The organism is Micromonospora yangpuensis, from assembly GCF_900091615.1.
GTDB lineage: Bacteria > Actinomycetota > Actinomycetes > Mycobacteriales > Micromonosporaceae > Micromonospora > Micromonospora yangpuensis.
In genome coordinates this window covers 5,314,372-5,327,780 of sequence record NZ_FMIA01000002.1, presented here as the reverse complement: position 1 = coordinate 5,327,780, position 13,409 = coordinate 5,314,372, and the positions used below count along the sequence as shown (strand labels likewise).

The 13,409-nt window shown below is 70.0% G+C and carries 15 protein-coding genes; 13 read left to right on the top strand and 2 right to left on the bottom strand.

The window, feature by feature from the left end:
* Positions 1-25 precede the first annotated feature (25 nt).
* On the bottom strand, positions 26-1,477 hold the full coding sequence (locus GA0070617_RS24055) for an SDR family oxidoreductase (RefSeq protein ID WP_091443007.1): 1,452 nt from the start codon (positions 1,475-1,477) through the stop codon (positions 26-28).
* 35 nt (positions 1,478-1,512) lie between these two features.
* Between GA0070617_RS24055 and GA0070617_RS24050 the strand changes: the two genes are divergently transcribed.
* The 12 genes from GA0070617_RS24050 (at position 1,513) to GA0070617_RS23995 (ending at position 11,274) form a co-directional block, all read left to right on the top strand.
* Positions 1,513-1,956, top strand: a complete 444-nt coding sequence (locus tag GA0070617_RS24050) for a hypothetical protein (RefSeq protein WP_229688525.1) — start codon at positions 1,513-1,515, stop codon at positions 1,954-1,956.
* Positions 1,957-2,176: 220 nt separating this feature from the next.
* A complete protein-coding gene (locus GA0070617_RS24045; RefSeq protein ID WP_091442999.1) occupies positions 2,177-2,398 on the top strand; it encodes an MFS transporter in 222 nt (73 codons plus the stop codon).
* 1 nt (position 2,399) lies between these two features.
* On the top strand, positions 2,400-3,221 hold the full coding sequence (atpB, locus tag GA0070617_RS24040; protein ID WP_091442996.1) for a F0F1 ATP synthase subunit A: 822 nt from the start codon (positions 2,400-2,402) through the stop codon (positions 3,219-3,221).
* Positions 3,222-3,313: 92 nt separating this feature from the next.
* Complete coding sequence (atpE, locus tag GA0070617_RS24035) at positions 3,314-3,538, top strand: ATP synthase F0 subunit C (RefSeq protein ID WP_067362325.1); 225 nt, start codon at positions 3,314-3,316, stop codon at positions 3,536-3,538.
* A gap of 29 nt (positions 3,539-3,567) precedes the next feature.
* On the top strand, positions 3,568-4,098 hold the full coding sequence (locus GA0070617_RS24030; RefSeq protein WP_091442993.1) for a F0F1 ATP synthase subunit B: 531 nt from the start codon (positions 3,568-3,570) through the stop codon (positions 4,096-4,098).
* On the top strand, positions 4,098-4,919 hold the full coding sequence (locus tag GA0070617_RS24025; protein WP_091442990.1) for a F0F1 ATP synthase subunit delta: 822 nt from the start codon (positions 4,098-4,100) through the stop codon (positions 4,917-4,919). Before GA0070617_RS24030 ends, GA0070617_RS24025 begins: the two co-directional genes overlap by 1 nt.
* Positions 4,920-5,012: 93 nt before the next feature.
* Positions 5,013-6,656, top strand: coding sequence for a F0F1 ATP synthase subunit alpha (gene atpA / locus GA0070617_RS24020; protein WP_091442986.1), 1,644 nt, complete (start codon positions 5,013-5,015; stop codon positions 6,654-6,656).
* Between the two features lie 9 nt (positions 6,657-6,665).
* Positions 6,666-7,604 (top strand): F0F1 ATP synthase subunit gamma, encoded by a 939-nt coding sequence (locus tag GA0070617_RS24015; protein WP_091442983.1) that lies wholly within the window; start codon positions 6,666-6,668, stop codon positions 7,602-7,604.
* On the top strand, positions 7,604-9,058 hold the full coding sequence (gene atpD / locus GA0070617_RS24010) for a F0F1 ATP synthase subunit beta (protein ID WP_091442980.1): 1,455 nt from the start codon (positions 7,604-7,606) through the stop codon (positions 9,056-9,058). The genes GA0070617_RS24015 and atpD overlap by 1 nt, the downstream gene beginning before the upstream one ends.
* A 234-nt stretch (positions 9,059-9,292) precedes the next feature.
* A complete protein-coding gene (locus tag GA0070617_RS24005) occupies positions 9,293-10,429 on the top strand; it encodes an LCP family protein (protein WP_091447210.1) in 1,137 nt (378 codons plus the stop codon).
* Positions 10,430-10,522: 93 nt separating this feature from the next.
* Positions 10,523-10,807, top strand: coding sequence for a F0F1 ATP synthase subunit epsilon (locus GA0070617_RS24000; protein ID WP_091442977.1), 285 nt, complete (start codon positions 10,523-10,525; stop codon positions 10,805-10,807).
* A gap of 11 nt (positions 10,808-10,818) precedes the next feature.
* Positions 10,819-11,274, top strand: coding sequence for a DUF2550 domain-containing protein (locus tag GA0070617_RS23995; RefSeq protein WP_091442974.1), 456 nt, complete (start codon positions 10,819-10,821; stop codon positions 11,272-11,274).
* Between the two features lie 82 nt (positions 11,275-11,356).
* Here the strand turns inward: GA0070617_RS23995 and GA0070617_RS23990 are convergent, their stop codons facing one another.
* Positions 11,357-11,929, bottom strand: a complete 573-nt coding sequence (locus GA0070617_RS23990) for a cob(I)yrinic acid a,c-diamide adenosyltransferase (RefSeq protein ID WP_091442971.1) — start codon at positions 11,927-11,929, stop codon at positions 11,357-11,359.
* Here GA0070617_RS23990 and murA point away from each other — a divergent pair.
* Positions 11,928-13,370, top strand: a complete 1,443-nt coding sequence (murA, locus tag GA0070617_RS23985) for a UDP-N-acetylglucosamine 1-carboxyvinyltransferase (protein WP_091442968.1) — start codon at positions 11,928-11,930, stop codon at positions 13,368-13,370. The two genes, GA0070617_RS23990 and murA, sit on opposite strands and share 2 nt — an antisense overlap.
* The last annotated feature ends 39 nt before the right edge of the window (positions 13,371-13,409 follow it).

The window sequence follows — 13,409 nt, the reverse complement described above, 5'->3', positions numbered from 1 at the left end:
GAAAGCGTTAACAGGGGGCCCTTCCTTACTGGGCGTGGGCGGCTATGTTGCGGGCCATGCCGGCGAAGACCAGGGCGTGGAACGGGGTCACGGCGGCCCAGTAGGCGTGGCCGGGCAGGCCGTGCGGGAGGAAGACGGCGCGCTGCACGTACCGGCTGCGACCCGGGCCGTCGGCCTCGACGCGCATCTCCAGCCAGGCCCGGCCGGGCAGCCGCATCTCCGCGCGCAGCCGGAGCAATTCGCCGGGGACGATCTCCTCGACCCGCCAGAAGTCCAGCGCCTCGCCGACCTGGAGCCGGTGCGGGTCGCGCCGGCCCCGGCGTAGCCCCACCCCGCCGACCAGCCGGTCCAGCCAGCCCCGGACCGACCAGGCAAGCGGGAACGAGTACCAGCCGTGCTCACCGCCGACCCCCTCGACCACCCGCCACAGGGCGGCCGGGGGCGCGTCGACTACCTGCTCGCGCAGGTCGGTGTAGACCGTGCCACCAGACCACTTCGGGTCGCTGGGCAGCGGTTCGGCCGGGGCGTCCGGCCCGCTCGCGGTCGACCAGCGGGTTTCCACCTCGGCGTCGCGGACCTTCGCCAGGGCCAGCCCGACCGCCTGGTCGAAGCCGGTCAACCCGCCGGGCGGGTCGGGGACGTACCGGGCGATGTCGTGTTCGTGTGCGACCGCCTCGTGGATCAGGCTCTCCACCAGCGGCCGGGCGATCGCGTTGGGCACCGGCGTGATGAGTCCCACCCAGTGCGAGGAGAGCGACGGGGTCAGCACCCGTACCGGCAGGATGATCCGGCGGCGCAGCCCGGCCACCGCCGCGTACCGCTGCATCATGTCCCGGAAGGTGAGCACGTCGGGCCCGCCGATGTCGAAGGCCCGGTTCACCTCCGGTGGCAGCTCGGCGCAGGCGGCGAGGTAGCTCAGCACGTCCCGGACCGCGATCGGCTGGATCCGGTTGCGGACCCAGCGGGGGGTGACCATGGCGGGCAACCGCTCGGTCAGGTACCGCAGCATCTCGAACGACGCCGACCCGGAACCGATGATCACCGCGGCCCGCAGGACCACCGTGGGCACCCCGCTGGCCAGCAGGATCCGCCCCACCTCCGCCCGGGAGCGCAGGTGCGGGGAGGTCGCCGCGACCCCCGTCGGCTCCGGCCCGCCCAGGTAGACGATCCGGCGTACGCCGGCCGCCCGGGCCGCCGTCGCGAAGTTCGTCGCGGCCTCGCGGTCGGCGTCCTCGAAACCGGCCTGCCCGAGCGAGTGCACCAGGTAGTAGGCGACGTCGACCTGGTCGAACGCCGCCGGCAGGGTCTCCGGCCGGCGCAGGTCGCCCTCGGTGACCTCCACCTGCTCGGCCCACGGTACGTCCCGCAGCCGGCCGGCCTTGCGGGCCAGGCAGCGAACGGTGTGCCCCTGCGCCAGCAACCGGGGCGCCAGCCGCCCGCCGATGTATCCGGTAGCTCCGGTGACCAGGCATCTCACGTTCTCCAGTGTGCCGCCGAATAGACTCTGGCGCTGTGGACTTCTCGACCGACGCGCCCCCGGCCGGTCAGCCGGGCGCGATCCGGGCCCGGCTGCCGTACCTGCGACTGACCCTGACCGCCTGCGCGGTGCTGGCGGTGGTCGCGGTCCCGCTGGCCGCGCTGCTGCGCGGGCCGACCAGCGCGGCGGGGGCGGCCGCCGGGGTCGGGCTGGTCGTCGCGAGCTACCTGATCTCCGGCCTCTCGGTGGCCTGGGCCGACGCGCTCAACCCGCGGCTGCTCATGCCGGTGGGGCTCGGCACCTACGGCATCAAGATCGTCATCCTGGGGGTGGGGATGTCGGCGGTGGCCGCCACCGGCTGGTCCGGGCTGCCGGACATGGGGGTGGCGATCATCGTGGCCGTGGTGGTCTGGACCGGAGCCCACCTGACCTGGGCGTTGCGGGCGCCACTGCCCTACACCCAGCCGCGCGGCGACTGACCGCGCGACCCGGCTTCCCGGTCGGCCCCGGACGGCCGGGAACGAACCGGTGACGCAACGAAGTTGTCGGATTTTCCTCCGGCCGGTCGGGCTGCCCTGGCGTGCCGGGCAGGAGTAGTCTTGGCCGCGGTTGAGCGCCTGTTGCATGGCCCGCACGCTTCGGCAGTGTGGGGGGTGCCGCACACTCCTAGGCGCTCCTGCTGATATCGTTCGCCTCGTCATGGGCGACGACCTTCATTCCAGAAAGTCCGATGAGCACTCGTCGGAAGGCGTGGCCGGTGCCGTGGTCGGTTACCTGCTCGCCGGGATTCTGTCGTGGGGGTTTCTCGGGTGGTTGGCGGAGCGCTTCCTCGGTCTGCCGTCCGGTCTCGGGGTCGCCGCCGGCATGATGCTCGGCGCAGCCGGAGCGATCTACCTGATCATGAAGAGGCTCAGTGCTTGAAATGCCGGCACGTGCGGGTCTGTCGAGTGCGGAGGAAGACACGGTGAGTGAGAAGCTGCTTGCAGCCGAGGGCCTACCCTGGCCGCCCAGTGTCGGGGACTTCTACCCGCCGGAGCTGGCCGGCCCCTGGGTGACCAAGTTCGGCATCATGGTCTGGCTGGCCGTGGCGCTGCTGATCATCTTCTTCATGGTCACCTACCGCAGCCCCAAGCTGGTCCCGACCAAGGGCCAGTGGATGGCCGAGTCGATCTACGGCCTGGTGCGCGACAACATCGCCCGGGAGCAGATGGGCAAGGAGGGCATCCGCTTCGCGCCCTACTTCACGGTGCTCTTCTGCTTCATCGCGTTGACCAACCTCTTCGGGGTCACCCCGCTGCTGCAGATCTCGCCGAACTCGCACATCGCCTTCCCGATCGTGCTCGCGGCGATCACCTACATCATGTACATCTACATCGGGGTCCGTAAGCACGGTCTGGGCCGCTACCTCAAGCAGAGCCTGATCATCCCGGGCGTGCCGTGGCCGATGCACTTCCTGCTGATCCCGATCGAGTTCCTGCAGACGTTCATCAACCGGCCGGTCACCCTGGCGGTGCGACTCTTCGCCAACATGTTCGCCGGCCACCTGATCCTGCTGGTCTTCACCGTCGGCGGTTTCGTGCTGCTGGCCTCGGACAACATCCTCGTTCAGGCGACCTCGGTGTTCGCCTTCCTGATGGCGATCGTGATGGCCTTCTTCGAGGTCCTGGTCTCCCTTCTGCAGGCGTACGTCTTCGTGACCCTGAGCGCCAACTACATCGGGTCGTCGCTGGCCGACGAGCACTGATCCGGCTCGGTGGGCCGTCCGGCCCGACCAAGCTTCTGGTACCGACCGCGTACGCGTGAGCCCTCACGCGTGAACTAGGAGGAATTCCCGCAATGGACGTTCTCGCCGCCATCAACGGTAACGTCAACACCATCGGCTACGGCCTCGCCGCTGTCGGCCCCGCGATCGGTGTGGCACTGATCTTCGTGGCGTACATCAACTCCAGCGCCCGTCAGCCGGAGTCCGCCGGTTACAACCGGACCTGGCTGGTCCTGGGCTTCGCCCTGGTCGAGGCGCTCGCGCTGTTCGGCCTGGTGCTCGCCTTCGCCGTCAGCTGACCGTCCGCCCTCAGACCGGGAGGTCCGACATGTTCATCGCCGCCGAAGGCGTGGAGCACCACCCGCTCGTGCCGATCTGGCAGGAGATCGTCATCGGGTCGATCTCCTTCGCTCTGCTCTGCTTCGTCCTGCTGAAGTTCGTCATGCCGCGCATGGAGTCGATGTACCAGGCGCGGGTCGACGCGATCGAGGGTGGCATCAAGCGCGCCGAGGCGGCTCAGGCCGAGGCGAACCAGCTGCTCGAGCAGTACCGCGCGCAGCTGGCCGAGGCGCGGACCGATGCCGCCCGGATCCGGGACGACGCCCGGGCCGACGCCGAGGGGATCCGCAAGGACGTCCTGGCCAAGGCACGGGAGGAGTCCGACCGCATCATCGCGGCCGGCAAGGAACAGCTGGTGGCCGAGCGCAGTGCCATCGTCAGCGAGCTGCGGGCCGAGGTCGGCACCCTCGCGGTGGACCTGGCCGGCAAGATCGTCGGTGAGTCGCTGGCCGACGAGGCGCGTCGCAAGGGCACCGTCGACCGGTTCCTCAACGGCCTCGAGAGCACGGGGGCCCGCTGATGCAGGCGGCCAGCCGGGAGTCGTACAAGCTCGCGGCCGAGCGGCTCGACGCCTACGTCCGGGGCGCCCAGCCCGCGGCCGTGGCCGACACCGCCAGCGACCTGCTCGCGGTGGCCGGGCTGCTGCGTCGGGAGCCCCGGCTGCGCCGGACGCTTGCCGACTCGGCCCGCTCCGGTGCGGACCGGTCGGCGCTGCTCGGTGACATGCTGCGGGGTCGGGTCGGCGAGTCCGCGCTCGACCTGCTCGGCTCCCTGGTCTCCGGCCGTTGGTCGGTGCCGTCGGAGTTGCTCGACGGTGCCGAGCGGCTCGGGGTGGAGGCGCTGCTGGCCGGCGCCGAGGCCGCCGGGGACCTCAGCGAGGTCGAGGACGAGCTGTTCCGGTTCGGTCAACTGGTCGACGCGCAGCCGCAGCTGTCGAACCTGCTGACCGACCCGATCGCGCCGGTCGCCCAGCGCACCGAGCTGGTCCGGGACCTGCTCACCGGCAAGGCGCGGCCGGCCACGGTCGCCCTGGCCGAGGTGGCGCTCTCCGGGTTCGGTGGGCGGTCCCTGCACGGGGCGCTCACCCGGCTGGTGGAGCTCGCCGCCGATCGGCGTGACCGGCAGGTCGCGTACGTGACGGTGGCCGCCCCACTGGGTGACGAGGAGGAACGCCGACTGGGCACCCGCCTGTCGGAGATATACGGTCGGCAGGTCGACGTGAAGCAGATGATCGATCCGGCCGTGCTCGGCGGGGTCAGCGTCCAGGTCGGCCCGGACCTCTACGACGGCACCGTCCTGCGTCGCCTGAACGAGACCCGTAACGCGCTCACGAGGCGCTGACCGGCACTGCCGCACAGCGCCCTGAATGACAGACGCCATTCGGACCGGTCGGTACTAGGTATCCCGGGCCCCTGATACTTAAGGAAGCAGAGGATGGCCGAGCTGACCATCTCGACGGAGGAGATCCGCGGCGCCCTGGAGCGCTACGTCTCCTCCTACTCGCCCGACGTCTCCCGCGAGGAGGTCGGCACCGTCGCCGACACCGGTGACGGTATCGCCCACGTCGAGGGCCTGCCCTCGACCATGACCAACGAGCTCCTGGAGTTCGAGGACGGCACGCTCGGCGTGGCGCTGAACCTCGACGTCCGGGAGATCGGCGTCGTCGTTCTCGGTGACTCCGCCAAGCTCGAAGAGGGCCAGCGCGTCAAGCGCACCGGCCGGGTGCTCTCCGTACCCGTCGGTGACGCCTTCCTAGGCCGCGTGGTCAACGCGCTCGGCCAGTCGATCGACGGGCTCGGTGACATCGCCAACGAGGGCTTCCGCGAGCTGGAGCTGCAGGCCCCGAACGTGATGGCCCGGCAGTCCGTCGACGAGCCGCTGCAGACCGGTATCAAGGCGATCGACGCGATGACCCCGATCGGTCGGGGCCAGCGGCAGCTGATCATCGGTGACCGGAAGACCGGCAAGACCACGGTCGCCCTGGACACCATCCTCAACCAGCGGGACAACTGGCGCTCCGGCGACCCGAAGAAGCAGGTCCGCTGCATCTACGTGGCCATCGGGCAGAAGGCCTCCACGATCGCCTCGATCAAGGGCATCCTGGAGGAGGCGGGCGCGATGGAGTACACCACCATCGTCGCCTCCCCGGCGTCCGACCCGGCCGGCTTCAAGTACCTCGCCCCGTACACCGGCTCGTCCATCGGGCAGCACTGGATGTACGGCGGCAAGCACGTCCTGATCGTCTTCGACGACCTGAGCAAGCAGGCCGAGGCGTACCGGGCCGTGTCGCTGCTGCTGCGTCGTCCGCCGGGCCGTGAGGCGTACCCGGGTGACGTCTTCTACCTGCACTCCCGCCTGCTGGAGCGCTGCGCGAAGCTCTCCGACGAGCTGGGTGGCGGGTCGATGACCGGGCTGCCGATCATCGAGACGAAGGCCAACGACATCTCGGCCTTCATCCCGACCAACGTCATCTCGATCACCGACGGCCAGATCTTCCTGGAGACCGACCTGTTCAACCAGGGCGTCCGGCCGGCCATCAACGTCGGTACCTCGGTCTCCCGGGTCGGTGGCGCCGCCCAGATGAAGCCGATGAAGAAGGTCTCCGGTTCGCTGCGGCTGAACCTGGCCCAGTACCGCGAGCTGGAGGCGTTCGCCGCCTTCGCCTCCGACCTGGACAAGGCCTCCCGGGCCCAGCTGGAGCGCGGTTCGCGCCTGGTCGAGCTGCTCAAGCAGCCGAACTACTCGCCCTACCCGGTGCAGGAGCAGACCGTCTCGGTCTGGGCCGGCGTCGAGGGCAAGCTCGACGACATCCCGGTCGGCGAGGTCCGTCGCTTCGAGTCGGAGTTCCTGCAGTACCTCCGGCACAAGCACGAGGGTGCGCTTGCCGGGATCGCCGACAACACCTGGAACGACGACATCACCGGCACGCTGGAGACCGCGATCGGCGAGTTCAAGCAGCTCTTCCTCGGCCAGGCCGACGAGCGCCGGATCAACGAGGCCCCGGCCGCGCCGCTGGAGGGTGAGCAGGACCGCGAGACGGTCACCCGCTACAGCGGCCCGCCGGCCCAGAAGCAGTAGGGCCGGGAGATGGCCGCGCAGGTACGCGTTCTTCGTCAACGGATCCGGTCGGCGAAGGGGATGAAGAAGATCACCAAGGCGATGGAGCTCGTGGCGACGAGCCGGATCGCCAAGGCCCAGGCCCGGGTGGAGGCCTCCCTGCCGTACTCCCGGGCCATCACCGGCGTGCTCTCCGCGCTGGCGTCCAGTGCGCAGCTCGACCACCCGCTGCTCACCCCGCGGCCGAAGGTGCGCCGGGTCGGCGTGCTGCTGGTCACCGCGGACCGGGGGCTGGCCGGCGGGTACAGCTCCAACGCGATCCGGACCGCCGAGTCGCTGATGACCCGGCTGCGCGACGAGGGCAAGGAGCCGCTGCTCTACGTCATCGGACGCAAGGGGGTCGGGTTCTTCCGGTTCCGGGACCGGCCGATCGAGGCGAACTGGACCGGCTTCTCCGAGCAGCCGACCTTCAACGACGCCCGGACCGTGGGGGAGACGCTGATCAAGGCGTTCACCGCCGGTGCGGACGACCTCGACGGTGGGCCCGGCGAGGACGGGGTGCACGGCGTGGACGAGCTGCACATCGTCTACACCGAGTTCCACTCCCTGATGACCCAGACCCCGGTGGCCAGGATTCTGGGCCCGATGCAGATCGAGGAGCGGCCCCGGTCGGAGGCCGCACCGGGGCAGTTGCCGGACTACGACTTCGAGCCGGACGCCGAGGAGTTGCTCGACGCGCTGCTGCCGAAGTACATCAACACGCGGATCTACGCGGCGTTGCTGGAGTCGGCGGCGAGCGAGTCGGCGGCCCGGCGGCGGGCGATGAAGAGCGCCACCGACAACGCCGAAGAGATGATCGAGAAGTACACGCGTGAGATGAACTCGGCTCGCCAGGCCGGGATCACCCAGGAGATCAGCGAGATCGTCGGCGGCGCGAACGCGCTGGCCGCGTCGGGAAGTGAAGTGTGATGACTGTATCCGCAGTTGCTGGGGGACCAGCAGAGACCAGGACGGCCACCGGTCGCGTGGTCCGGGTCATCGGCCCGGTCGTCGACGCCGAGTTCCCGCGCGACGTCATGCCGCCCCTGTTCAACGCCCTGCACGTCGACGTGACCCTCTCCGGCGGAGAGAAGACGCTGACCCTGGAGGTCGCCCAGCACCTGGGTGACAACCTGGTCCGCGCCATCTCGATGCAGCCGACCGACGGCCTGGTCCGGGGTGCCGAGGTGCGCGACACCGGTTCGCCGATCACCGTGCCGGTGGGTGACACGGTCAAGGGCCACGTCTTCAACGCCATCGGCGAGTGCCTCAACCTCACCGAGGGTGAGACGCTCAGCCCGGACGACCACTGGGGCATCCACCGCAAGGCGCCGGCCTTCGCGGACCTGGAGCCGAAGACCGAGATGCTGGAGACCGGCATCAAGGTCATCGACCTGCTCGCCCCGTACGTCAAGGGCGGCAAGATCGGCCTGTTCGGCGGCGCGGGCGTGGGCAAGACGGTGCTCATCCAGGAGATGATCACCCGGGTGGCCCGGAACTTCGGTGGTACCTCGGTCTTCGCCGGGGTGGGGGAGCGGACCCGTGAGGGCAACGACCTCATCGCCGAGATGACCGAGTCCGGCGTCATCGACAAGACCGCGCTGGTCTACGGCCAGATGGACGAGCCGCCGGGCACCCGGCTGCGGGTCGCCCTCTCCGCGCTGACCATGGCGGAGTACTTCCGCGACGTCAAGAAGCAGGAGGTGCTGCTCTTCATCGACAACATCTTCCGCTTCACCCAGGCCGGTTCCGAGGTCTCCACCCTGCTCGGCCGGATGCCGAGCGCGGTGGGTTACCAGCCGACCCTGGCCGACGAGATGGGCGAGCTGCAGGAGCGGATCACCTCCGTGCGGGGCCAGGCCATCACCTCGCTGCAGGCGATCTACGTGCCGGCGGACGACTACACCGACCCGGCGCCGGCGACCACCTTCGCCCACCTGGACGCGACCACCAACCTGGAGCGGTCGATCTCCGACAAGGGCATCTACCCGGCGGTGGACCCGCTGGCGTCCTCGTCCCGGATCCTCGCCCCGGAGTTCGTCGGCCAGGAGCACTTCGAGGTGGCCACCGAGGTCAAGCGGATCCTGCAGAAGTACAAGGACCTGCAGGACATCATCGCCATCCTCGGTATCGAGGAGCTCTCCGAGGAAGACAAGATCACCGTGCAGCGCGCCCGGCGGATCGAGCGCTTCCTGTCGCAGAACACCTACGCCGCCGAGCAGTTCACCGGCGTACCGGGCTCGACGGTCTCGATCAAGGAGACCATCGAGGCCTTCAAGAAGATCAGCGAGGGGGAGTACGACCACTTCCCCGAGCAGGCCTTCTTCATGTGCGGCGGTCTGGAGGACCTGGAGCGCAAGGCGCAGGAGCTGATGAAGAGCTGACTCGGGCCCGTACCCGAGGGGGGCTGTTCCGGTGTCGCCACCGGAACGGCCCCCGTTCATCTTCAGCCCCTATCATCGCCGGGGTCGGGTTTCCCGACGGGACGTTTCGCGTCCCGCGAGGTACCGTCGACTCGCAACGCCCGTCGAAAGACGGGCGTTGACCCGTGCAACTGACACGATCCACGCAACGACACAGTGCCGACGCCTGTCCTCCCCACGGGCGTGGCGAAGGAGATGCTCGTGGCCAAGGGCGGCAAGCGCGGTGGCAAACGGTCCATCTGGACGGGAGTGCCCCGCTGGGCCCAGCTCTGCACGATCTTCGGCATCGCCCTGATGACGCTCAGCGGCACCACCCTGGTCGGGGCCGAGGCGCTGATGGCCCGCTACGAGGGTGCGGTCGGCAAGGGCGACCTCTTCGGCGACCAGGCGGCCGGTGCGCAGCGCAAGAGCGACATCAAGGGTCCGCTGAACATCCTGCTGGTCGGGATCGACCCGCGCGAGCCGGAGACGCCTCCGCTCGCCGACTCGATCATGGTGCTGCACATTCCGGCCGAGCTGGACCGGGCGTACCTCTTCTCGATGCCCCGCGACCTGTACGTGGAGATCCCGCGGTTCAGCAAGGCCGAGTACCCGGGTGGGCGGGGCAAGCTCAACGGCGCGATGTCGCACGGCAGCATGGTCCCCGGGCAGAACCCCAGCACCGAACGCGGCTTCGAACTGCTTGCCACCACCGTCCAGCAGGTCACCGGGATCAAGCGGTTCGACGCTGGCGCGATCATCAACTTCTCCGGCTTCCGCAAGATCGTGGACGCGATGGGCGGCGTCACGATGAAGATCGAGCGGCGGGTCACCTCCGAGCATCGCGAGCCGAACGGCAAGCACCGCAAGGGCAACCCGAACGGCCCCGGTTACATCGGTCCGCAGGCGGTGTACGAGAAGGGCACCCAGCACCTGGAGGGTTGGCAGGCGCTGGACTACGTCCGGCAGCGCTACCCGAAGAACGGGGTCCCGGACGGCGACTACGGCCGCCAGCGGCACCAGCAGCAGTTCGTCAAGGCGATGGCGAGCCAGGCGTTCAGCTCCGACGTGGCGACCAACCCCATCAAGCTGGACAAGGTGCTGCGGGCCGCGGGTCAGTCGCTGGTCTTCAACGGCCGGGGGCACACGGTGGCGGACTTCGCCTTCGCGCTCAAGGACGTCAGGCCCGACGCGATCAACATGATCAAACTGCCGGGGGAGAACATCGGCACCGGCAGCAACTACCAGGGCGAACGGTTGGTGCCGGAGGCGCAGGACTTCTTCCGGTCCCTGCAGAACGGGACGGTCGACGCGTTCCTGCTCGAACATCCCGATTTCCGTAACAAGTCGTAGCGACCTCGGCGTGGCTCCCACCACCCGCGTTCGGAGCCGGCCGGTAGCGCGACTAGACTTTTCCCATCCCGCCCGCCGCAGCAAGGAGACAGCGTGGCAAAGCAGCTTCAGGTCCGCCTCGTAGCCGTCGAGGAGAAGGTCTGGTCCGGCGAGGCCGAGATGCTCGTCGCCCGGACCACCGAGGGTGACCTCGGGGTGCTGCCGGGGCACGCGCCGCTGCTCGGCCAGCTCGCCGAGCCCGGCCAGGTCCGGATCAAGCTCGCCGGTGGTGAGCAGATCACCTACGACGTGGCCGGCGGGTTCCTCTCCGTGGACGAATCGGGCGTCACCGTACTGGCCGAGAGCGCCACCCCGGCCGCTGCCGCGCAGAGTCGCTGACCACGCCGCCGATGGAGGTCGTGGAGGGCATCGGCATCGGCGTCGCCGCGCTGCTCGGTGCGGTCCTCATCCTCTTCGGCCGGCGGGCGCTGGTCACCCGCAGCGGTGGGATCATCCGGCTGAGCGTCCGGGTCAACACCATGCTCGACGGCCGCGGCTGGTCGCCCGGTTTCGGGCGCTTCGCCGGCGACGAGCTCCGGTGGTACCGGATGTTCAGTCTCGCCGTGCGACCCAAGCGGGTGCTGGCCCGTAAGGACCTGATCGTCGAGCGACGACGACTGCCCGAGGGGCAGGAACGGCTCTCCATGCCCGCCGACTGGGTGATCCTGCGATGTGCCAGTCGTGACGCCCCGGTCGAGATCGCCATGGCGCGCTCCACGGTCACCGGTTTCCTCTCCTGGCTCGAGGCCGCCCCACCGGGGCCGGTCTCGTCGCGTTTCGCCTCCCAGGACTGGCCGGCCGCCTGAGCACCCCCCCGCCGTCGCCGGGGGGCGCGCAGTGAATCCGAGCGCCGCCGCGGGGGCGCTGAAGCGCCCCCGCGCGGTGGGCTCAGCGCTTACCGCCGGGCACCCATAGCACATCTCCCGCCGGATTTGCCGTCCTTGACAGGATGAAGAGCAGGTCGGCAAGGCGGTTGAGATACTTTGCCGGGAGGGTGGCGGTCCGGTCCGGGTCGTGCGCGACCAGGGCCCACGCCGCCCGCTCGGCCCGTCGGGCGATCGTCCGTGCCACGTGCAGCAGCGCCGCGCCAGCGGTGCCGCCGGGGAGGATGAAGGAGTCGAGCTTGCTCAGGCGTGCGTTGTACTCGTCGCACCACCCCTCGAGGCGCTCCACGTACTCCTCGGTCACCCGCAGCGGCGGGTACTTCGGCTCGGGCTCGACCGGGGTGGACAGGTCGGCGCCGACGTCGAACAGGTCGTTCTGGATGGCGCCCAGCACCGCCCGCAGTTCGTCGTCGAGCTGCCCCAGGGCGAGGGCCACGCCGATCGCGGCGTTGCACTCGTCGACATCCGCGTACGCGGTGATGCGTGGATCGGTCTTCGCTACCTGCTCGTTGTTGCTCAACCTGGTCATGCCGGCGTCGCCGGCCCTGGTGTAGATGCGCGTGAGGTGGACGGCCATGACGCACAGCCTACGGATTCCCGACCTGACCATCCCGACCCGGCCTGATCCGGCCACCGCCTGGCCGGCCGGGGTGGGCCCCGGTGACGCCGGTGACCCGGCGGTCAACGGCGTGGACGTGATCCGGGTGGACGGACAGGCCCGGCTCACCGGCACGGTGCACGTCGTCGGTGCGAAGAACTCGGCGCTCAAGCTGATGGCCGCCGCGTTGCTCGCGCCCGGACGCAGCATGATCACCAACGTTCCCCGGATCACCGACATCGCCATCATGGGTGAGGTGCTGCGCCGGCTCGGCTGCGAGGTCCGGTTCGACGCCGACGACCCGGTCGACCCGATGGTGGCGGGAGGCGGGGTCGCGCGGTCCCGCTCGGTAACCATCGAGGTGCCGGAGGAGCCGGGGGTGGAGGCCGACTACGACCTGGTACGCCGGCTGCGCGCGTCGATCTGCGTACTCGGGCCGCTGCTGGCCCGCCGGGGACACGTCCGGGTGGCCCACCCCGGCGGCGACGCGATCGGCTCCCGGGGGCTGGACATGCACATCGCCGGGTTGACCCGGATGGGCGCGGAGATCTCCGGCGAGCACGGCTTCGTCATCGCCTCCGCCCCGGACGGCCTGCGCGGGGCGGAGATCATGCTCGACTTCCCCAGCGTCGGGGCCACCGAGAACCTGGTCATGGCGGCGGTGCTGGCCGAGGGCAGCACCGTGATCGACAACGCCGCCCGGGAGCCGGAGATCGTGGACATCTGCTCGATGCTGATCCGGATGGGGGCCCGGATCTCCGGGGAGGGCACCTCGACCCTGCACATCGAGGGCGTACCCGGGTTGAAACCGGTCCGGCACGCCACGGTGGGCGACCGGATCGTGGCCGGCACCTGGGCCTTCGCCGCCGCGATGACCCGCGGCGACGTCACCGTGACCGGCGCGGACCCGGGCTTCCTGGAGGTCGCGCTGGACAAGCTGATCGCGGCCGGCGGCCTGGTGGAGACCCGACCGGACGCCTTCCGGGTACGGATGGACGACCGCCCCACCGCCGTGGACGTGGTCACCCTGCCGTACCCCGGGTTCGCCACCGACCTGCTGCCGATGGCGATCGGCCTGGCGGCGGTGAGCGACGGCGCGTCGTTGATCACCGAGAACATCTTCGACGGCCGGTTCATGTTCGCCAACGAGATGATGCGGCTCGGCGCGGACATCAAGACCGACGGCCACCACGCCGTGGTACGGGGCCGCGACCAGCTCTCCGGCGCGCCGGTGCGGGCCACCGACATCCGGGCCGGCGCCGGCCTGATCATCGCCGGGCTCTGCGCCCAGGGGGCCACCGAGGTCTCCCACGTCCACCACGTCGACCGGGGGTACCCGGACTTCGTGGCCGACCTGCGGGCGCTCGGGGTCGAGGTGACGCGGGGACGCACCGCCGAGGAACCCGCCCTGGAGATCTGACCGGTCCTGAACCGTCGTTCAGGCTCGCCGACCGGGGCC